This is a genomic window from Paraliomyxa miuraensis (assembly GCF_026337845.1).
GTDB lineage: Bacteria > Myxococcota_A > Polyangia > Nannocystales > Nannocystaceae > Paraliomyxa > Paraliomyxa miuraensis.
The window spans coordinates 79,521-100,179 of sequence record NZ_JAOVZF010000142.1; the positions used below are offsets into that span (position 1 = coordinate 79,521).

At 67.7% G+C, this 20,659-nt stretch carries 16 protein-coding genes; 6 read left to right on the forward strand and 10 right to left on the reverse strand.

All coding sequences use genetic code 11. The features are described from left to right. The first annotated feature begins 39 nt into the window (after nt 1-39). The 3 genes from boxB (at nt 40) to OEB96_RS09720 (ending at nt 4,806) form a co-directional block, all read left to right on the forward strand. On the forward strand, nt 40-1,473 hold the full coding sequence (gene boxB, locus OEB96_RS09710) for a benzoyl-CoA 2,3-epoxidase subunit BoxB (RefSeq protein ID WP_266215239.1): 1,434 nt from the start codon (nt 40-42) through the stop codon (nt 1,471-1,473). A 413-nt stretch (nt 1,474-1,886) separates the two neighbouring features. Continuing rightward, nucleotides 1,887-3,584 carry a DUF262 domain-containing protein gene (locus OEB96_RS09715; RefSeq protein WP_266215240.1) on the forward strand — a complete coding sequence of 566 codons (1,698 nt, stop codon included), beginning with the start codon at nt 1,887-1,889 and terminating at the stop codon, nt 3,582-3,584. Continuing rightward, complete coding sequence (locus tag OEB96_RS09720; protein ID WP_266215241.1) at nt 3,571-4,806, forward strand: type II toxin-antitoxin system HipA family toxin; 1,236 nt, start codon at nt 3,571-3,573, stop codon at nt 4,804-4,806. Before OEB96_RS09715 ends, OEB96_RS09720 begins: the two co-directional genes overlap by 14 nt. Nucleotides 4,807-4,818: 12 nt before the next feature. On the opposite strand, the gene OEB96_RS09725 is transcribed toward OEB96_RS09720, so the two are convergent. After that, nucleotides 4,819-6,285, reverse strand: a complete 1,467-nt coding sequence (locus tag OEB96_RS09725) for a hypothetical protein (RefSeq protein ID WP_266215242.1) — start codon at nt 6,283-6,285, stop codon at nt 4,819-4,821. Between the two features lie 223 nt (nt 6,286-6,508). Between OEB96_RS09725 and OEB96_RS09730 the strand changes: the two genes are divergently transcribed. Next, a complete protein-coding gene (locus OEB96_RS09730) occupies nt 6,509-7,270 on the forward strand; it encodes a M50 family metallopeptidase (protein WP_266215243.1) in 762 nt (253 codons plus the stop codon). 33 nt (nt 7,271-7,303) lie between these two features. Here OEB96_RS09730 and OEB96_RS09735 read toward each other — a convergent pair whose 3' ends face one another. The 3 genes from OEB96_RS09735 to OEB96_RS09745 form a co-directional block, all read right to left on the reverse strand. Then, nucleotides 7,304-7,516, reverse strand: a complete 213-nt coding sequence (locus OEB96_RS09735) for a hypothetical protein (protein WP_266215244.1) — start codon at nt 7,514-7,516, stop codon at nt 7,304-7,306. Between the two features lie 56 nt (nt 7,517-7,572). Continuing rightward, on the reverse strand, nt 7,573-7,965 hold the full coding sequence (locus tag OEB96_RS09740) for an MAPEG family protein (protein WP_266215245.1): 393 nt from the start codon (nt 7,963-7,965) through the stop codon (nt 7,573-7,575). Nucleotides 7,966-8,082: 117 nt separating this feature from the next. Further along, the gene (locus OEB96_RS09745) at nt 8,083-9,438 is read right to left on the reverse strand and encodes a S1 family peptidase (protein WP_266215246.1); all 1,356 of its coding nucleotides are present in this window, start codon (nt 9,436-9,438) and stop codon (nt 8,083-8,085) included. A 528-nt stretch (nt 9,439-9,966) separates the two neighbouring features. On the opposite strand from OEB96_RS09745, the gene OEB96_RS09750 reads away from it, so the two are divergent. Together OEB96_RS09750 and OEB96_RS09755 are read left to right on the forward strand one after the other, a co-directional pair. Continuing rightward, nucleotides 9,967-11,649, forward strand: a complete 1,683-nt coding sequence (locus OEB96_RS09750; RefSeq protein WP_266215247.1) for a hypothetical protein — start codon at nt 9,967-9,969, stop codon at nt 11,647-11,649. A gap of 410 nt (nt 11,650-12,059) precedes the next feature. Continuing rightward, nucleotides 12,060-13,262, forward strand: coding sequence for a citrate/2-methylcitrate synthase (locus OEB96_RS09755; protein WP_266215248.1), 1,203 nt, complete (start codon nt 12,060-12,062; stop codon nt 13,260-13,262). Nucleotides 13,263-13,279: 17 nt separating this feature from the next. Here OEB96_RS09755 and OEB96_RS09760 read toward each other — a convergent pair whose 3' ends face one another. The 6 genes from OEB96_RS09760 to OEB96_RS09785 form a co-directional block, all read right to left on the reverse strand. Next, entirely contained in the window at nt 13,280-13,687 is a 408-nt protein-coding gene (locus OEB96_RS09760) for a hypothetical protein (RefSeq protein ID WP_266215249.1), read from the reverse strand. 64 nt (nt 13,688-13,751) lie between these two features. Further along, nucleotides 13,752-15,542, reverse strand: a complete 1,791-nt coding sequence (locus tag OEB96_RS09765) for a serine/threonine-protein kinase (protein WP_266215250.1) — start codon at nt 15,540-15,542, stop codon at nt 13,752-13,754. A 169-nt stretch (nt 15,543-15,711) separates the two neighbouring features. Beyond that, complete coding sequence (locus OEB96_RS09770; protein ID WP_266215251.1) at nt 15,712-16,662, reverse strand: sucrase ferredoxin; 951 nt, start codon at nt 16,660-16,662, stop codon at nt 15,712-15,714. Nucleotides 16,663-17,067: 405 nt separating this feature from the next. Beyond that, nucleotides 17,068-18,963: a GMC family oxidoreductase gene (locus tag OEB96_RS09775; RefSeq protein ID WP_266215252.1), complete on the reverse strand. Its 1,896-nt coding sequence runs from the start codon at nt 18,961-18,963 to the stop codon at nt 17,068-17,070. Between the two features lie 155 nt (nt 18,964-19,118). Continuing rightward, a complete protein-coding gene (locus OEB96_RS09780) occupies nt 19,119-19,988 on the reverse strand; it encodes a DUF6282 family protein (RefSeq protein ID WP_266215253.1) in 870 nt (289 codons plus the stop codon). Then, nucleotides 19,978-20,658, reverse strand: a complete 681-nt coding sequence (locus tag OEB96_RS09785) for an RraA family protein (protein WP_266215255.1) — start codon at nt 20,656-20,658, stop codon at nt 19,978-19,980. The genes OEB96_RS09780 and OEB96_RS09785 overlap by 11 nt, the downstream gene beginning before the upstream one ends. Between the last annotated feature and the right edge of the window lies 1 nt (nt 20,659).

The window sequence follows — 20,659 nt, forward strand, 5'->3', positions numbered from 1 at the left end:
ACCACCAGGACGCACCGCCCACCGAGGCCGAGACCCGCCATGACCGCGACTTCGACCAGCGTCGATCTGGACGCCAAGATCCCCAACAACGTCGGCCTGTCCGACGACCCCAAGCTTCAGCGCGCCCTGGAGCAGTGGCTGCCCAAGTACCTCGAGTGGTGGCACGACATGGGGCCCACCGACTTCGAGCACATGCCGATCTTCCTGCGCACCGCCGTCTCGGTGGATCGCGGCGGCTGGGCCAACTACGACTACGTCAAGATGCCCGACTACCGCTGGGGCATCTTCCTCACCCCCAACGACTCCGAGCCCACCATCAAGTGTGGCGACGACGCCGGGACTCCCGCCTGGTCCGACGTGCCCGGCGAGCACCGCAATGCGCTGCGCCGCATCATCGTCACCCAGGCCGACACCGAGCCGGCCAGCGTCGAGCAGCAGCGCATGCTGGGCCACGTCGCGCCCAGCCTCTACGACCTGCGCAACCTGTTCCAGGTCAACGTGGAGGAGGGCCGCCACCTGTGGGCCATGGTCTACCTGCTGCAGAAGTACTTCGGTCGTGACGGCCGCGACGAGGCCGAGGAGCTGCTGCTGCGGCGCAGCGGAGACGAGGACAAGCCGCGGATCCTGGGCGCGTTCAACCAGCCCTGCGACCACTGGCTGTCGTTCTTCGCCTTCACCATGTTCACCGACCGCGACGGCAAGTACCAGCTCGCCGCGCTGGCCGAGAGCGGCTTCGACCCGCTGGCGCGCTCCACCCAGTTCATGCTCACCGAGGAGGCCCACCACCTGTTCGTGGGCGACACCGGGCTCCAGCGCATCATCAAGCGCTCGGCCGAGCTCCAGCAGCTCGATCCCAACGGCGACGTGCGGGCCCAGGGTGGCATCGACTTCGACCTGATCCAGCGCACGATCAACTACTGGTACACGTACAGCCTCGATCTGTTCGGCGGCGAGATCTCGAGCAACGCCTCCACGTTCTTCGCCTCTGGCCTCAAGGGCCGCTACCACGAGACCAGGCGTTACGAGGACCACAAGGCCCTCACGGGCGACTACCGGCTGCCCGTGGTCGAGAACGGCAAGGTCGTCGAGAAGGACGTGCCGCTGCGTACCGCCATGAACGAGGTGCTGCGCGATGCCTACGTGGCCGACTGCGAGAAGGTCATCGGTCGCTGGAACAAGACCCTCGAGGAGTCCGGCTCGCCCACGCGGCTGACCCTGCCCAGCCGGCTGTTCCACCGGCACCAGGGCATCTACGCCGGGCACCACTTCGATCCGCAGGGCAAGCTGATCACGGTCGAGCAGTACGAGGCCAACGTCCATCGCTGGCTGCTCGTGCCCGAGGACAACGACTACCTGCTGTCGATCATGAAGCCGTGCTACGAGCCCGGGAAGTTCGCGAACTGGATCGCACCGCCGACCAAGGGGATCGAGGGGCGACCGACCGACTTCGAGTACGTCAAGATGCACGACTGAGTCTCCATGGGCCGCGATGCGGCCCACCCAAGCTGGGGAAAGGCCCGCAGGGCCTGCGAGGAGGGGGCCCCGTCACGGCTTTGCCGGGACGGGGGAGGCCGGAGGAACGGCCTCCTTACTTGGTAGCTGGCCGCGTCTGGGCTTCCGCTTTCGGTGCCTGCCTCCGATCTCGTCGGTCCTTCGAAATCTCCTGGGCCCCAAGGACCGAACTACCTGCGAAAGGCGTCGTCGCCGCCATGAATCGCCTTGGACACCGAAGTCGGGGTTTCGCTGGGGATCAATGCGGTCCACCTCAAGCTCTGAGCGTGCACCTCCCGTCGCCGAAGCTTGGGAACATCGACGTCCACGGCGTAGCCACCGCGTTTGACGTCATCCTGGGGGAGGGTGAAGCCCTGGGGTAAAGTAGACGTTCGATGACGGGTCAGCCGATCACCAAGCCGAACGCCGTGACGTTTCCTCTTGAGGACATCCTCGGGGAGGTGCTCAACGGACGTGTCCGCATCCCGGATTTCCAGAGGAAATTCAAGTGGCAGTGGGAAGACGTGCGGCGCCTGCTCGACAGCATCGTCCGTGGCTATCCCGTGGGGAGCCTCTTGCTTTGGTCGCGACCTGCCAAGGCGGCGGACTTCGTGCTCGGCGCGCTCACGTTGAATGCACCAGAGCTCGACGATGCCCTTTGGGTCGTCGATGGGCAACAGCGGCTCACTAGCCTGGCCAATGCCCTGAGTGACGCTGGTTGCAGGGATCCTCGATTCGCATCAGCCTATGACCTCGAGAACAGCAGGTTCGTGAAGGCCGCTGAACCTCGGGCCCACGTGGTCCCGCTTCCGATCGTCTTCGATCTCCAGCGCCTCCTCCGATGGTTCGCAGACCATCCAGAGTCGACGCAGTACTTCGATGAGGCCACTCGCGTCGCCAAGGCAATTCGTCAGTATGCAATACCCGCGTACATCGTGAAGCACCAAGACGAAGCAGTGCTTCGCGACATCTTCGATCGGGTGAACAATCATGGACGTCGGCTGACGCGGGCCGAGGTGTTCTCGGCCCTTCATAGGGGCGAGGGTCGTGAAGGCCCGCCTCCGACGTTCGCCGACATCGTCGAACAGATCGATGTGATGCGGGGATTCGGCGAAATCGACGAGGACACGGTTCTTCGTGCTGTTCTGGCGCGTCGCGGATCAGATGTCACGCGAGAGATCCGGGCAGAGTTCAGCCGTGAGCGGGTGTCTCGTGAGTTTCCGGATGAAGGCGTCGAGGATGCGTATCGCCACGGTGGCGCCGCTCTACTCCGGGCCGTGGCGTTTCTCCAGGATGAGGCATTCGTGCCCCATTTTGGATTCTTGACATATCGCTACCTCTTGGTGGTGTTGGCTCGTTTCTTCGCGCACCACCCTGACCCCGGCCCTCGAAATCTGAAGCTGCTTCGGCGCTGGTTTTGGCGAGCATCTCTCGAAGGCCCCGAGAAGTACGGCAGTTGGACGGAGGCAATGCGCGCGCGTGCGGCGCAGGTCCAGCCGGGGGATGAATCGCAATCCGTTCAGTCGCTTCTCGCGGCCGTGGACGTGTCCGCGCTTCGATTCCCCAAGGTCGAGAAGTTCCGGAGCGTGGCTGCGTACTCGCGGACATTGCTATGTGCGATGTGGGCGAATGGACCGCGGTCGGTGGTCACGGGAGAACCCTACGATCGACCCATGCTCACGAGCGCGCTACAAGGCAGCAAGACGGCGAGGGAAATCGTCCCGAGGATTTTCAAACGCGAGCCGGAGGGAATGGAAACGCGCGCTGCGAATCGCTTCATCCTACTCGGAGACGACACGCTCGAGGATGCGAGGGCCTGCTTCTCCACGCCCCCGATGGGCATGTCGACCGAGGTTTGGACCGCCACCCTCAGCTCTCATCGCATGTCGCACGAGCTCTCGTCCTTGCTGAGCTGCAATCAGAGAGTCGAGTTCTTGAACGCGAGAGAGGTCGTGCTGACCACCCTGCTTCGGGATTTCCTCGCGAGAGTCACGGAGGTCGAATTCGAAGATACACCGCCGCTCGACGACCTCGACCTGGACGATGATGACGACGTCGAGGTCGAGGAGGAACAGGCTCATGCCGGCTCCTGAGCGCAGCCTCTCGGTGTGGCTGCGGGAGCAAAGAGTGGGAACGCTCCATGCACGGGGCGACCAGATCCGCTTCGTGCTCGACGATGCCTACGTCGCAAACCCCCGCCGTGAGGTGCTCGGATTGCGATTCGAGGAGGACTTGTATGCGAGGCACCGCTCGATCCGCAGGCTGCCGCCGTGGTTTTCGAACCTGTTACCCGAAGGAAGGCTGCGGCAGTGGATCGCCGACGCTCGGGGCGTGCACGAGACCCTCGAGCTCGAGTTGCTCTCCGAGGTCGGTCACGATCTGCCCGGCGCAGTGCGCGTGACGGATGATGCCGACTCACTGGTTTCGGACCGCGCGACCGCCCGTGAGGTCGTCACGAACAAGGCCAATGTCGAGGAGTATCGGAACGTGTGGCGATTCTCCCTCGCCGGAGTGGCAATGAAGCTCTCGATGCTCCAGCGAGGCGAGCGGTTCACGGCCCCCGCGGTCGGCGAAGGCGGCGACTGGATCGTGAAGCTCCCCGACGCGGTCTACCCTGATGTGCCGATGAATGAGTTTGCCACGATGGAGCTTGCGAGGAAGGCGGGAATCGAGGTGCCGGAGACGCGCATGGTTCACCGGGACGAGCTCGACGATGTTCCCGAGGATTTCTGGCCGACCGGAGAGGTGCTCGCATATGCGGTGCGCCGCTTCGATCGGACGAAGGACAAGGGGCTCGTGCACATGGAAGACCTTGCGCAAGTGCGCGGATTCTACCCCGAGGACAAGTACTCGGGGAGCTTCGAGACGGTCGGTGCGCTCGTGTACCGCGGACACGACACGCGGTCGATCTTGGAGTTCGCGCGGCGCCTTGCGTTCGTCGTTCTCGTTCGCAACGGGGACGCCCACCTCAAGAACTGGTCGCTCTTGTACGAAGATCCGCGATTGCCGCGACTCGCACCGGCCTATGACATGGTGTCGACTGCGATGTATCAGCCAGCTGGCCGTACTGAGGATCTGGGCCTCAAATTTGGGGAGTCGCGGCGCTTCGAGTCCGTTTCACTCGCGCGGTTCGAGCGACTCCAACGGAAATTGGGGCTGACACATGTATCACTCGTGGATGAGGTGCGCAACGTGGTCGAGCGTACGCGAGCCGCTTGGCCGGAGATCGCCGAGTTCCTTCGCGATCATCCCTCACTGTGCAAGGGCATTGGAGACGAGTTGGGCGCACGCGCGGCGTTTCTCCTTCGCGCTTGAGCGCAGCAGCCGCTAGAAGATGCTGGGCACCGCGATCCCGTAGATCCCCAGGCACATCTCGTCGAGGGTCTCCTCGCCCAGGTACACGTCGATGGGCTCGTCGAGGCCCTGCTGGCCCAGCGCCTCCGCCACCCCGGGATTGTTCAGGGTGTTTTCGTAGATGCAGCGCATGTAGAGCTGGTCGCCGCCCTGGAGCCGAGGTGCATCGTCGAGCGAGACGTCGTAGGAGTAGAGCCGCTGCCACTCGAAGCTGTAGGTGGGCGTGTGCAGCAGGCACTCCTGGCTGGGACCGGGGCTGGTCTGCCGCTGGACGCCGATGAACATGTCGACCCCCACGTAGTGCATGTGCGCGCCGATGCCCCAAAGCCGCAGCTCGGGGATGTCGTTGGGGATCGTGTAGAGCATGGTCTCGGTGTGGCCCGATGCGTTGGCGGGGATGCGGAACTCGATCCCGCCCTGATCATTGGGTCCGGCGACCAAGCCATCGCCGTTGCCCACCAGCGCCAGCTCGGCGCGCCAGGCCGGCACCTCGTCGAGCCAGTCGATGTCGATCGCGGTGGCATCGTCGATCTCGTCGCCGCCGCCCGTGGGGTGGTAGTGCACGTTCATCACCAGCCGCGCCCCGGCCGGCACCAGCATGCCCGAGCCCTCGGGGGGCCGCGCGGGCAAGGCCCCCGGCGCCCAGGCCCCGATGAGCTGGCCCTGGAGATCTCCGCCGTCGCACTCGAACGAGCCGTCGGGACCGGCCAGGTCGGCGCTCCCCCCGGTCTCGTCCACGTAGACGAGCACGTGGTGCACGATCCGATCGTTGCCAGGGACCACCTGCAGTGCGCTCAGGTAGCGGTCCTCGGTGAGCTGCGGGTCGAGGCTGAAGCACAGGAACTCGTCGAAGATGCCTCCGATGGCGACCGACCCCTCCATCTCCAGGTGGAGGTCGGCGGTCGTCAGCTGCACCTGGGGCGCTTCGGGAATCGGGGCCGCGGTCGCGGGATCACCCTCGGGAGCGGCGGCATCGGCCCAGGCACGCAGCGCCTGCTTCTCCTCGTCGGACAGGCGCAGGTCGTCCTTCCAGCCGTGGTTCATCTGGCACTCGTCGGTGTCGTCCGCGGCGAACGGCGGCATGCGGCCTTCCTCGACCGATGCGGCCACGATCGGCGCCAGGGGAGCGGCCGCCTCGTAGTCGGCGAGCGAGAACGTGGCAATGCCCCCCTCGCGATGGCAGCCCCCACACTTGGCGACGACGGTCGGCGCGATGTCCTGGTACCAGGTGGGGGCGTTGGGGTCGACCATCTCGGGGCCCGTGCTCTCGTCGGCACCCGTGGTCGTGGTGGCGGCGTCGCTGGTCGTCGTGCCGCCGTCCTGCTCGGGTCTGGCATCGTCCTGGCAGCCGCTCGACAGCCCCGCCGATATCAACGCCGCCAGCGCCAGCGACCTCTGCGCACCGGGGCGCGCGCTTCCAATCCTTGGGATCCCAGCCATGGATCCACCTATACCGCGGCGGCGCATCCAGCCACAACTGCCGCCCTACGTGCGTTCCTCGGGGGACTCCGCCATCCGGGCGAGCACTGGGTGAGCAATGGCCGAGCCTCGGGCTTGCCGTTCGCACTCGGACGACGAAATCTCCCAGGGCCGCTCGCGGTCCCGGGACGCCGAAGGCGACCCTCTTCGTTCGGGACCGCCGCGGAAGGTACTGGAGCCCCGCATGAGCACTCGAGGACTGGAAGACTGGATGAAGAGCGAAGCCGCCCGGCGTCGCACCAAGGCTGCCCTCGTATGGAGCATCGTGCTCACCGCGTTGCTCTACTCGATTCCATTCGGTCAGCTCATCGGATACCCGCTGATCCTGCTGTCGACGCTGGTGCACGAGGCCGGACACGGGCTCGCGGCAATCGTCGTCGGAGGGAATTTCGAGCGCTTCGTGATGTTCGCCGATGCCTCGGGCATGGCGTACTCCACCGGGGTCCAGCCCGGCTGGCCGCAGGCGCTGGTCGCCGCCGGTGGCCTGGTGGGACCCGCCCTCGTGGCCGGGCTCGCGTTCGTGGCCGCGCGTCGGGCCGGATGGTCACGAGCCTTCCTCGTGCTGATGTCCGCGGTCGCGCTGGCGCTGCTCGTGCTCGTGGTCCGCAACCCGTTCGGGATCGCCTTCGTCGGCATCGTGGCCACGCTGCTGGGGTGGCTCGGGCTCCGTGGATCCTCGTCCACCACCCAGATCGCCACCGTGTTCATGGCGGTGCAGCTGTCGCTGTCGGTGTTCTCGCGCGGTGACTACCTGTTCATGAAGGAGGCCCACACGGGCGCGGGCACGGCTCCCTCCGACGTGTCGCTCATGGCCAACGCGCTCGGCGGCCCCTACTGGGGCTGGGGCCTGGCCTGCGGCGTGTTCTCGGTGGTGGTGCTCGTGGGCGGCGTATGGGCGTTTTGGCGGGCGCTCTCCAAGGAGAGCCCGCTCGCTCGCACGCGCTGAGCCTCGATCGGCTGAGTCTCGGTCGGCTGAGCCTCAGTCGCGCGAGGTGGGCCCCAGGATCCCCGAGAGCCCGTGCAGGGTGAGCGTGCCCAGCAGACCGGTGCCTGCCAGCAGCACCAGTTGCGGATGAGCGCCGATGTCGGGATCGAGCAGGAACAACACGAGCGCCACGCTCCCGAGGGCGAAGAAGATCCACTTCACCCCGGTCAGCACTCGGATCTCGCCAACGCCGTGATCGCTGCTCATACCGGTGCGTCGAGCATGCCCGGGCGTCGCGAGCGCGGCAAGGGGCCTGCGCACGCTCAACCCAGCCACGGCAAGCAGAACAGCGCCACCGTGCACAAGAACCCGATGCCCCAGATCGCCGAGCGCAGGTAGTCCTGGTCCGCGAGGTACGCGGCCACGTAGAGCGTGCGCGCCACCACGAAGGCCACCGACAGCACACTGGACCGGTAGTCGTTGCCCCCCGCGAGGTGGGCCACCAGCACCGCCGCTGCGAACGCAGGGAAGGCCTCGAAGCCGTTGTAGTGCGCCGCGGCAGCCCGGGCGCCGAGGCCCTCGAGCTTGGCCTGCTGTTGCCGCGGTTGCTTGTTGTCGTAGCCCCCCGGTTGTCGCGCCATCACCACCGACAGCGGCAGCTTGGGGAGGTAGATCAGCAGGAAGGCGAGCAGCACGCAGACGAAGGGCGTCGTCATCGTCGTTGTCCCGGCGAAGGGCCACGCCGATGATAGTGCAGGGAGCTTCCCATACGCGAGCGGCGGCGTCCTCTCGAGGAGTCGCCGCCGCCGGTTCGACGAGGGAGCGTCGTAACGCTAGCCCTCGGGCGTGTCGAGCAGCAGCTCGTAGCTGCCCGAGCCGCTGTACGACTCCACGCGCCACACGTAGTAGCCTTCGCCGCCGCTGTACGTGATCTGCTCCTCGGAGGTGTAGCCGAGCGACGACTGCACCGTCTGCCAGCCGCCGTTGCTCCACTTCCACAGGCGCAGATCGAAGTCGGTGCCCGAGCCCGCCGACAGGAACGCTCGGTGCTCACCGGCACGGGCGTAGTAGTAGTTGCCGTCGGGCTGGTAGTCGTAGTCCTGAGCGCCGCTGAGGCTGCCGGTGTAGCGATCGCAGGTCGGGCAGACGCCGTCGCCTGCACCACCACCGCCGCCACCACCGTCGCCGCCCGCACCACCGTCACCACCACCACCGCCGCCACCGTCGTCGGCATACGGCGCCCCACAGGCCGCGCTGTAGCCGGTGGCCGCACCGCCGCTGCAGCCGTTGGCCCACGTGCCGGTGCCGGTGCCGGGCGTCAGCGGGAAGCTGCGGCAATCGGGCCCCGGGTTCCACGTACCGTCGGCATCGTGGCACGGGGTCAGGTCGTAGCCGGTCTGCTGCTCGAACCACGCCATGCCGAGGTGCATCATCGAGTAGTAGCCGCCGGTGCCACAGGCTCCGCCGTACGAGGTGATGCCGAACACGCGCCACGAGCCATCCTCGACCTGCACGAACACCGGGCCCCCCGAGTCGCCCTGGCAGCTGTCCTTGCCGCCGCCGCCGATGAAGGCCTCGTCGTTCGCGGTGATGCTGTTGATCTTGGTGGTGACCTGGCGCTTGATCCCGTACGGCCCGGTGTTGGCGTTGCCGAAGCCCACCACCGTGACCTGCTGGTTGGGGACGAGGTAGTCCTCGGCCTCGCAGCCCATCAGCACGGGGACCAGCGGGACGTCGTTGACCGGCTCCTTGAGCGTGCAGTAGGCGAAGTCGTTGCCCTCGCCGGGCTCGCCGCCCGGGTAGATCTTGCACTGCTCGGTGGCCACCGAGCGACCCGGCCCGCCGTTGATCGACTCGCCCAGCCGCACGGAACTGTAGTTGGCCCCACAGTGCGCGGCGTAGATGACCACCCGCTCGTGGACCAGCGTGCCGCTGCAAGAGCCGCCCAGCGAGACCGTGGTCGGCCAGCCACAGGCCACCACGTCCGTGCCCCCGTAGATCTCCGAGTTGCCGGGGATCCCGTCGGGGAGCTCGGCGGGTGCGTCTTCGCCGTCATCCTCGGCGGACTCGGCGCCGGCCCACTGGTCGCCGTTGCGGCCGTCTTCGAGCCCGTCGCAGGCGGTCGCGAGGCCAGCGACCAGCAGCAGGGGGCACCAAGCAGTGGTGAAGGGGAGAGTGAAGCGCGCCATCGTCGTGTCGTCCTGTCGTCGTTGCCGGGGTCACCGCCCCCCATGCCGGGGGTGGGTTCAGGTGTTCGTGGCTCGGACAATAGACGACTCCTTTCGAGGCGCTAGCTCCCCCGAATTAGGAATGGTAGTTGGAAGATCGACGGGCACTCGAGCGCCTGCACATGAACACGAATCGGTTGCGCAACCAGCTCACCCCCGCCTGAAACCACCGCGGGGATCCTCGCGCCGTGATCCACCCAAAGGGCAATTGGTGGCAGTCGCTGCGCTTCAAGCACTTTTTTCAGAAATCGTCATGACGACGATTCATCCGTGGTCGCTCCTACACGATGCACAGGATTTCGAGGGGTGGCGGGCCAGGGGCTCCGGGCATGCGCCGATCCCGAGCCGGTGAATCCGTTTCCGTGGGGCGGGGTCGAAGGGCCCGACGCCACCCCGGGTGTCCCCAACCAAGGGGCCAATGAGAAGCCCCGAGCACGTTGGCCCGGCCCATCCGGACGAGTTGGGCTAGCGTGCTCCCTCGACGCCGCGATGCACCGCTCCTCTCGCTCGATCGCCCTGTCTGCCCTGCTGCTCGGTCTCGCTCCCGTCGGGGCGTGCAAGCGCAGCCAGACTTCCTCCGATACATCGCCGGGCGCGACCACCACTTCGGATGGTGATCACGCCGAGGAGCCCAAGCGGGCCCGCCGCAAGCCTGGCCTTCCTCGGCCGCTGCGCTTGCCCGACGATGCGCCGATCGTGATCCACGTGGAAGCACCCGGCGACGCGCTGGCCGGGCTGTCCGCCTATGATCCCCAGCTCCCCGATGGCCGGGGCCTGCTGCTGCAGGCGGTGCAGCGGCTCCCGGGCGCCGGAGAGCTCGAGCAGACCCTCGCGGGGGCGATCGACCTCGACCGCCCGTTCGACGTGGCCAGCGTCGAAGGCCAGCTCATCGTCCAGGTTCCCGTCGTGCCCGCGCGTGTCGACTCGATCGCCGCGCTGCTCGCCGACAAGCCCGCGGTGGGTCGCTTCGGGGCCGTCGATCTCCAGCGCACGGCGGGGCCGGGGCCCAAGCTCGCGTGGCTCGATCGCGAGACCTCCACCTTGACCCTGGCCGACGACGAGCGCGGCTTGGCCACCGGCCGCCACCTCGCACGCGCCTACGGCAAGCAGCCGCTGCGAGTGCAGCTCCAGGGGGCCGAGGCCCGCAAGTACGCTCCGCAGCTCGTGCTCGAGCAGCTCGAGCTGCGCGGCGCCGGGCCGCACGACTTCGAGCTCGAGGCCAAGGGCGTGCCGGACGAGGCGTTCGAGCCGCTCGCGGCGCTGCAGCCGGGGGCGCTCACCGGATTGCTCGAGTCGCCGCGGATCGCCGTGGGAGCCAGCTCGAAGTACGCCCACTACGATCGCGACGTCAAGCAGATCCTCGCGGAGGCCAAGCGCAACGTCGACCGCCAGAACTTCCTGATCAAGGGCACCCTCGAGGATCTGCTGCGGCGCTTCGGCTCGGTGCTGCGCAGCTGGAACGGTCGCACCATGGTGGGCGTGGCCGACGATCACGTGTTGCTGGGCCTGGGCACCGACGACACCAAGAAGATGGGAGGAGCCCTGTTCCATCTCATCACCGGGCTCATCGACAACCTCGACCTGGCGCGCTCGATCGGCATCTCCGTGCCCAGGATTCGCTTCCAGCGCAACAAGACCGCGGCGGCCGGCAGCAACATCTCCGTGATTGCGCTCGAGGACGCCCGCAAGTACGTGCCACGCGAGGCGGCGTCGCTGGTCGATGGCCGCGGTGACCTCCGCATCGCCGTCGCGTTCCCCAGCCGTGCGGGGGCGGGCATGGTGGCGATCGGTCCCGAGTGTCACGACGTGCTCGGGAAGTGGCTCGAGGACGTCGCTGCGGCCACGCCCGCCAAGGACAGCGAGAACGACTTCATCGCCGCCACGGTGGCGGTGGACCCCGCCGCGGTCGAGCCCTTGCTGCAAGGAGGCGATCCGGCGGCGATCCTGGGGCTGTCGGCCGCACGCGAGCCCACGCAGATCGAGATCGAGCGCGATGGCGACGCCGTGAAGGTACGCGTGCGAGGTCCCGAGCCCGTGCGTCGCCCCAAGCGCCTGGGCACGGCGGGACGGCCCGGGGCGCAGGCCGCCGGGCGTGCGCCGGCCGGCGATGCCGGGGCCGGTCGCCCCGCGCGAGCCCAGCCCAGCGGTGCGGCGACCAAGCCGATCCAGTGACGCCGCGAGCCGGCATCCCGCGGTCGAGCTGCGGGGCCGGCGGACGCTCGGATGGCGAGGGGCGGAGCTCGGGCTTCGCCCCTCTTCGTTGGTGAGCGTCACCTCGGGAATCGAGCTCCGGACGGAACCCGCGATCGACTGGATCGGCGGGCGCCCCTGGAGATTGACGAGCCTTCACACGGGCGTTCCCTGCCAGCGAACGTCGCTTGGATGGCAGTCGTCCCCGGAGGCCGAGGTCGTGCGCGCCGGGATCGCGTAAAGCCTGTAAAGCCTCGTAGGCCACGTTTGAGTCCCGAAATCGCCACAATTGACTTTGACCTCGTCGCGCTCGGACTCTAGACTGCCGCGTGAAGACCAGGTGTGACGCCTCGACCATCGAGGAAGCGCCGGGGTCGTCGATGGAGGTTTCGATGGACGCGCTCGCACGAGGGCTCGAGGGAGTCGTGCTCACCGAGTCACGGATCTCGATGGTCGATGGACAGGCCGGAAGGCTGGTGATCGCGGGCTTCCCCGTGGAGACGCTGGCTCCCCAGGCCACGTTCGAGGAGATGCTGCTGCTGCTGTGGAACGATCGACTGCCCACCCGGGCCGAGCTGGTGGAGGCACGGGTCCAGCTGGTGGAGGCGGGTCGCCTGGCACCCGAGACGATCGACGTGCTGCGGGCGGCGGCACGTCGCGAGCTGCTGCCGATGGACGCGCTGCGCATGGGCCTGGCCACGCTGGGGCTCGACGACCACGAGGTGAACGCGGTGGAGCTGCAGGCGTCCGACGCTCGCAAGAACCAGCGCCGCGCGCTGGCGGTGGTCGGCGCCGTGCCGGCCATCATCGGTGCCTACCACCGTCTGCGAGCCGGCCTCGAGCCGATCCCCCCCGATCCCGCGCTCGGCCACGCCGCCAACTACCTGGCCATGTTGTTCGGCGAGGAGCCGTCTGCGGCGAGGGTACGGGCGCTCGACACGTACCTCAACGCCACGGTCGACCACGGGATGAACGCGTCGACGTTCACCGCGCGCGTCATTGCCAGCACCCGCTCCGACGTGGCGTCGGCCGTGCTCGGGGCCCTCGGTGCGCTCAAGGGACCGCTCCATGGCGGCGCCCCGGGCCCCGCGCTCGAGATGGTGTACGAGCTGCAGGCACGCGCGCGCCAGACCGGTCAACCGCTCTCCGTGCTGACCGAGGATCACGTGCGCCGGGTGGTCGGCGGAGGTGGTCGCATCATGGGCTTCGGCCACCGAGTGTATCGGGTTCGCGATCCACGGGCCGATGTGCTGGGAGTCGCGCTCGAGCGGTTGTTCCCCAACCGAGGCGACAACCCGCTCTACGACGATGCCCGCACGGTCGAGCGAGTGGTGCTGCGGGTGCTCGGCGAGCTCAAGCCCCATCGCCCGCTGGCGACCAACGTGGAGCTCTACACCGCGCTGTTGCTGCAGAGCCTCGAGCTGCCGGTGCCGCTGTTCACTCCGACGTTCGCCGTGGCTCGCGTGGGGGGCTGGACCGCACACGTGCTCGAGCAGGCTCGCGAGGATCGCCTGATTCGGCCGCGTGCGATCTACGTGGGTCCCATCGAGCGCCAGTGGGTTCCATCGGAGGAGCGTGGCGTGGGCATGCCGTGAGTCGTGGGCCTTGGTCGTCAGTCCGATGGCACCCAGTGCGGATCCTCGTGGGCCGACCCGGGGGCGCGGCGGGGCAGGTGGACGTCGGCGTGCACCGCTCCGCCCTCGAGCTCGCGGTACTGGCAATAGAGCTGCACGCCATCGAGCAGCATGCTCACCACCGCATGGATCGCGGGGATCGTGTAGGCGATCACGATTCGCTTGCGCTGGAAGTCGTAGCGGGGCAGGGCAGGCTCTTGCCAGTCGGAGCGGGCCTCGAGGAAGGCATGGGTCACCGTGGCGTGCGGAGTGGTCGGCTGGCCCGTCAGCCACACCCGCACCACGCTGGCGATCTCCACGGCTCCACGCGCCCCAGGGCGCGCCTCCGTGCCGGACTCGATGCGGAAGTCCTCGACGCGGAGGATCTGGACGAATCGCGTGCCCACCGGCAGGGTCGTTAGCACGAGGCCGGGGGGTCTGGGAATGCACGCGGCTCGTGGAGGAAGGCGCCTAGCCGGTGGTGAGCTTGCGATGGACCCTCTCGATGCGCGAGCCTGCGCGGGGCTCGCCCAGCGCCCTTGCCCGCTCGTACCGGGCGAGCGCTGCTTCGAAGCGTTCGACCTTGAAGTAGGCGTCGCCCAGGCGCAGGTGGGCCCGAGCGCTGCGCGGTCGCTCCTTGATCACGCGCTCGCCAAGCACCGCCGCATGCGCGTAGTCGGCTTGCTCGAATGCGATGTCGCGTAGCCCGGCCAGGGCGTTGACATGGTGGCGATCGAGGGAGATGGCGCGCTCGAGCAGGACTCGAGCCTGCTCGAGCTGGCCGACTTCGAGTGCGGCCCGCCCCTCTCGCACCAGCGCGTTCGCCCGGCGAGAGGAGGCGGTCGGGTCGGAGGGCTGCGCGGCGGGAGGAGGCGAGGCGCTGGTGTGCTCGACGGCCTCGACCCGCTCGGCTCGGCCGGCTCGCGCAGAGGTGCCATCGAGCGTGGCCGGTGACGCCACGTGCACCAGCGACCTCTCGACCGCCTGGGCCGTGAGCGAGACCGGATGCTTCGAGGCGAGGGCGTCGGTCGCGTCGGGCTCGGACAGGATCACCGCCACCGTCGCGGCCAGCAGAGCCATCAGTGCGCCGCCAACGAGGACGAGGGCACCCGGGCGCGGGCGACTGGAGGCGGTGACCTCGGGCAGCAGGGCGAGCAATCGATCGCGACGCTCCGGCTCGACCGTGGGCACGGGGAGGTCGTCCCAGGCGGTTCGCAGGCTGCACGCGAGCTGGGCCTCGCACAGCGCAGCCTCGACCTCGGTCATGCTGGCGAAGCGTGCGGCCGGGTCCTTGGCCATGCAGCGCACGACCAGGGCATCGATGGCCGCGGGGATCTCCGGGCGGAGCGCCGAGGGCAAGGGCGGTGGTCGATCGCGGTGGGCCGCGATCACCTGCTGGATGCCCCTGATCGGAAATGGGACACGGCCCGTGAGCAGCTCGTGGGCCATGCAGCCGAACGAGTAGATGTCGACGCTGGGAGCCGCGCTGCCGTGGATGCAGACCTCGGGGGCGAGGTAGTTGGGCGTGCCGCCGCCGATGGCGGTGGACTGGGTGCCGTCGTGGATGGCCGCGACGCCGAAGTCCACCAGCTTGACGGCGTCGCTCCGGCCGTCGCGGGTGGTGAGGAAGATGTTGTCCGGCTTGACGTCGCGGTGCACGACGCCGGCCGCATGCGCTGCGGCCAGGCCCTGGCAGACCTGGCGCAGGATCGCGAACACGCGCGACAGCTCGAGCGGTCGCTCGAGCGCACGGGAGAGCGGGCGACCCGTCAGCAGCTCCATCGCGATCATCAGCCGTCCGTCGGGGAGCGCGGCGAAGTCGTAGAGCTGCACGATGAAGTCCGACTGAATCCGGCTGGCCGCCCGCGCTTCGTCGCGAAAGGAACGGATCACGGCCGGGTCGCGGCCAGCCTCGGCACGGAGGATCTTCACCGCCACTCGGCGTTCCATGTCGACGTGCTCGGCCTCGTAGACGACGCCCATGGCGCCTTCGCCCAGCCGTCGTACGACCCGATAGCGACTGCCGGGAATCAGTCGTCCCGGTGCGAGTGGCACCCATGGGCACGGTGGCCGTCGAGGCGGGAGCGGTTCGGTGGCCGAGGCCGAGGGGTCGAGCGAGCGAGGCATGGCCGCGGGCACGGGTCCGCTGAAGCGCAGCAGGGTCTTCCTGCGTCGCGGCACGTCGACGGGGACGGGTGAGTCCCTCGCCGGATCACCCTCGCTTCGATCGAAGGCGTACGCGAGCGTTCGAATGTTGGGCATGACAACCGTCGGGCCGATCCCCACGGCGGGATCGAAACCCTTACCAGCCTAGCGAGCAGTCGGCGGGTTTCGAGCCCGCCGATGCGAGCTCGATGCGAATGAGGGGATCACGTACGGCGAGCCTCGCGACCCTCGGCCACGCTCGCGGCGCCTCGAGGTCCTCTCGTCGTCAATCGCTCGCTCGGACGGAGAACCAACCGCGCACGGCTTCGGGGGGCTTGCCACACGACGGCGGTGCGCTCGGTCCCAGCTCGCGGTCCTCGAGCCACAGCTCGTGGGTGACGCCCTCGCGATCGCGCAGCGAGACCCGGACCCGTGAGCCTTCGACGACGTGGTGGAGCTCGGTCACCGCGTCGAGCTCGAGTCGACCCGTGCGCTCGCGCCACGCGGCCTCGGCTGCCTGCTCCACGCCTTCGAGCGCGGTACGTCCTCGCAGGCGATCGATGCGATGCAGGCGCCCCTCGCGGAGGGCCTGGGCGAGCGCGGGCGCCTCGGAAGGCTCGACGCGTCCGTAGCAGAGGCCTTCGGGCAGGTGCAGCAGCGTGGCCGCAAAGCGATGACCGCCCAGGTGCGTCGTATGCCAGACGTCGAGGCCGGGTTGCTCGTCGAGCGCCTGGGCCAGGGGCACGCCCAGCTTCGAGCAGCACACGTCGCGTCGACCGTTGGTGCACACGAGCACCAGCGGCTGGGTGCAGGGCTCGACCCCCTCGACCGGCTCGCCTCGGCGCAGCGCCTCGACCCAGGCGGGGATGGGGAGCGAGAGCAGATCGTCGGCGCTTCGGAGCACGCACCTCACGAGCCGGGACGCGCCCAGGTCGCTGACGCCGACCCACAAGAGCAGCGAGTCATCGATGCGACGGCTGCGGCGCACCAGCTGGACCCGCGCGCCGGGGAGCTCGGCTTCCCAGGCCATCAGCCGCTCCTTGATGGCCAGCGGAAGATCGGACTCCTGCACCGCCTTGGCCCCCCAGGGGCCGCGGTGCTCGAGCACGATCCACACGGCGGTACGCGCGACGGCAGTGCCCGCGAGCGGCTCGCCCAGCTCGCGCGAGCGCAGGCTGCAGAGCGTGGTGTCGGACTCGTTCTCGGGTGGGCTCAGGGGCTCTTCGGGCTCGGTCATGCGCTCCTCTCGAGCGGGCCAAGGCCGGCTCGCGCAGGAATGCGAGCGTACGCGTCCACGCCAGCTTGGCAAGCTCGGGGCGTAGCCCCGCGGTCTGCTGGGTCCCCAATTCGCCGACGAGCCCGTCCGGGGCAGGCGTCTGGCGTCACACAGGGCCCAGCCGCCCCGCGGTCTCCTCCACCCGCTGCGTCATCCTCCCACTCGAGTGAGCCCTCGGAGCAACGGGCCCAGCCGCCCCCCGCGGTCTCCTCGACCTCGAGCGGATCGCTTCTCTAGGCCCCGCCCAGCGGGCCCCGCCCAGCGGGCCCCGCCCAGCGGGCGAGTGCGGCTGGGGCGGGGCGACTCGACACGCCCAAGCCCCGGCGAACCAAGGAGGCATGAGCTCGAGTTCCACCATCGGCTGTCTCAAGGTCGAGATCCCGCATCCTCGATGACCACGTCGGATGCCTTCTCACTGATCATGATGACCGCCGCGGCCGGGAAGAAGCCCGGAGTCTTGGGAAAGACAGACGCATCAACGACACGCAATCCGTTCACGCCGCGCACCCGGAACCTGCTGTCCAACACGGCCATGCGGTCGTCGTCGGCGCCGATCTTGGCCGTACACGACGCGTGATGTCCCCTGGCGGTGGCGCGCGCAAAGGCCTCGAGATCCTCCTGACTCGTGACATGGCTGCCTGGCGCAGTCTCCTCCACGATGTGCTGCTGAGCCTTCGGCTCGGCCATGGCGCGCCGAATCATGCGCACGCCTTCGATGGTTGCCTTCATGTCGGAATCCCCGGAGTTGCCCTCGTCGAAGAACCTGAAGACGATCTCCGGCACGTCGGTCGGATCCGCGGAGCGCAAAGTGACCGTGCCGGCCGTATTCTCGGTATGAGCCTTCAGCACGTTCCAGCTATAGTGATTGGTCGCCGGCTGGGTGGAGAAGCCCGGGAAGTATCCGTAGAAGGCGAGAGGCAGACCAACGAAGAACAGGTCCGGGTCGCCCTTCGCGACGCTGGACTTGGCGATGCGCGTCCCCATCAGCATGTTGCCGGCATATGGACCAGAAAAGGCATGTTCGACGCCCTGGTCATCGACCCAGCGTCCCGTCTCGTAGCTCTCCATCGCCGGGTCGCCGTCCTGGAACGTGCAGCGGCCCCACAGCGGATTGGTGTCGCCACCCTTCAGCTTCACCACCACCGGCACCTCGTAGCGGTCCTGGAGATTTGCGCCGACGCCGGGGAGATCCACCCGCACTTCGATTCCGAGCTGACGCAGCTCCTCCTTCGGACCGATGCCGGACAGCTTGAGCAGCTGCGGGGTATTGAAGGCCCCACCGGCCAGGATGACTTCGCGACGAGCGAAGATCTCCCTCTTCTCGCCACGCGACGCATTCTTGCTGAGCTTGTGCGCCTTGTAGCTCTGACCGCCGCCGTGCATGTACTCTACGCCGACTGCACGTTGAGCTCCACCTTGCGTCTCGAACACGACCTGAGTCGCGAGCGCGTTGGTGATGATTTCCAGCTTGTCCGGATGCGCAGCTTGGACTGCGATCAAGCGCTCCCGAATGCCCACCCGCTTCTTGTTGAGGATGTTCATCGGCGTATGAAAGAAGCCGGTCGCGCCCGCGGCGACGGACGGGTGGTTCACGTCTAGCGTGGGGTTGCTCTTCAAGACCTCGGGCGGCGTTTCGGCGCCTGCGGTGGCGATGTCGATGTGTTGAGGAATGGCGGCGGCGTACCCCTCCTCTTCGTTCATGGACGTTGGGATGTAGCCGGCGAAGCCGTGACCAGGCTGGGTGGGGCCGCAATACTGACAGTTCTCGATGCGCTCGTAGTATTGACGCATCTTCTCGGCTGCCCAGGACGCATCGCCGGTAGTGCGCGCAATGGCGTCGAAGTCCCCATCATGCGGATAGACCCAGATGAGGGCATTGTGAGACACCGAACCACCGAGGCACGAGCCGCGCGGGTAGAGCACTCCCTTGCCCTCTACGTACTTCTTGTCTTGGCGCTGCTGCTCGAGATTGGCGAAGTGACTGACATAGATCTCCCAGCTCAGCAGCGGGTTTTCCGCAGCCGCACCAAAGAACCCCGGGACCTGATATGCGACCTTGGCATTCGGATCCTGGGCGGCAGCCTCGGGCGACATGGGATCCAAACCCGCCTCCAAGAGCGCGACCGTGAAGCCCGCTTTGGCGAGGTTCGCCGCCAATGGCCCCCCACCCGGACCAGCACCAACCACGATATAGTCATAGACTCGGTCCGTGCTCTTGGCCGACTTGGTTTGGAGCGTCGAGTCTTTATCCGAATCAGTCATCTGTATTCCCCTTGTCGAAGCGACGTTTCCTGTGGATTCCACGGGCGAAAGTGGCACTGGTGCAGTGAGCAAATCAATCTATCAGCCTGGCAGTGAGTAATCAAGATGCATCTCGGGGCTCCCTCGAGGGAGCCGGTACCTCGCGAATGTGCGCATCAGGCTGCTAGCAAGCGCAGCGGCGCGTGCAGGGAGACATCCGCGATGCGGGCAGGGCTGAGCTTGGCGCAGTCGAACCAGGCCATCGATTGAGCCCAGTAGGCTTCCACGTCGGGTTGCGTCAACTGACCAAAATCCGAGCTGTACACGACGTTGTGAACGTTGCTCAGTACTTCGAAGAAGTCTTCTCGAGACTGGTAGCCGAGCGCCATTGTGAGCGCCGTTTGTTCGATGTAGAGCCAGTCATGGCGGCCGAGCGCCTGCAGGGCCGCCGCTGTCATGCCCGTGATCGGATTGGCCGGTTGATTGAGCAGCAACTTGATGCCCCCGCGCTTGGCGCACGCTTCGACCAGTAGCTCCAACTCGCGCCGCGAGGCATGTCCGGTCGAGAGGACGACGGGCTCGCTCTGGGCGAGCTCCAGCACTTCGTCGAGGGCAGGCAGCAGGCCTCCGTCGCTCGCCAAGACCGATGCCGGGCCGCGCGCGTAGCGTTCCACGAACGCGTTCGCCCAGCCACGGGCGAGCTTGCTCCGATGCTCGGTCGCAACGACCGTCGGAAAGTCGACGAGCAGGCGCATGCCGCTCGGCTGGTAGTGACACAGACTGCGATGGATCACGCTCGCCTGGACGCCGCCGGCGATTGCGTTGAGCGCCACCGAACCGAACACCGGCAAGCCGAGGCTCTGGGCTACCGCGGCCGCCCCGCAAGTGCAGCCGAGGTGGCTTCTCACCACCACCCCGCCGCCGAGTCGGCGGTAGCGCTCACCCGCCTCGACCACGCTGTGGCGACGGGTATAGGCGTCCGGATTGGCATGGTAGTGAAGATCCAGAAACTTCAGCGCCCAATCAGGCTTGGGTTCAGCGGCCATTCGGCGGGTTCCAGGGGGTGGCGTAGCCAAGCGACTTGCGCGCGGTGTCGAGTTTCGAACCGCCTTCGATGGCGCGCACGATGTCGGCTTCGGTGGCCAGGACTTGCTCGGCGCGCGCCAAGATCTCGGCGATCTGGTGTGCCGGCAAGACCAGCACGCCATTGTCGTCGCCAAACAACCAGTCGCCGGGCTCCACCTGTACGTCGCCGATGATCACGGGCACGTCGACCGCCGTGACACGTACGCGATTCTTGCCCGACACCATGTAGACGCCCTTGGTGAAGAGCGGGTACTCGAGGCTGCGCACCAGCGCGATGTCGCGGGCGGAACCGTTGATCACCGTGCCGGCGATGCCCTGCATGAGCGCCTTGCGGGTGAGGATGTCGCCCCAGTTGGTGCACAGGGTGTTGCCGTGGTTGTTGATCAAGAGCACGTACCCGGCCGGTACGTCGTCGATGTAGTTGCCGGCGCCCTGAAACGAGGTAGGCGGCGAGTCGAACGGCTCGTACTGAACGGTGTACACGGGGCCGGCCATCTTGACTCCGTCCACCCGGGGGGCGATCCCGGCGAGGGCTCGATTGCAGCCCAAGCTGTCCATGGCGTCGGAGACTGCCGCGGTGTCGAGCTCCAGCAGTCGGGCCTTCAGCTCTGCCTGTTCGTTAGTCAGCATG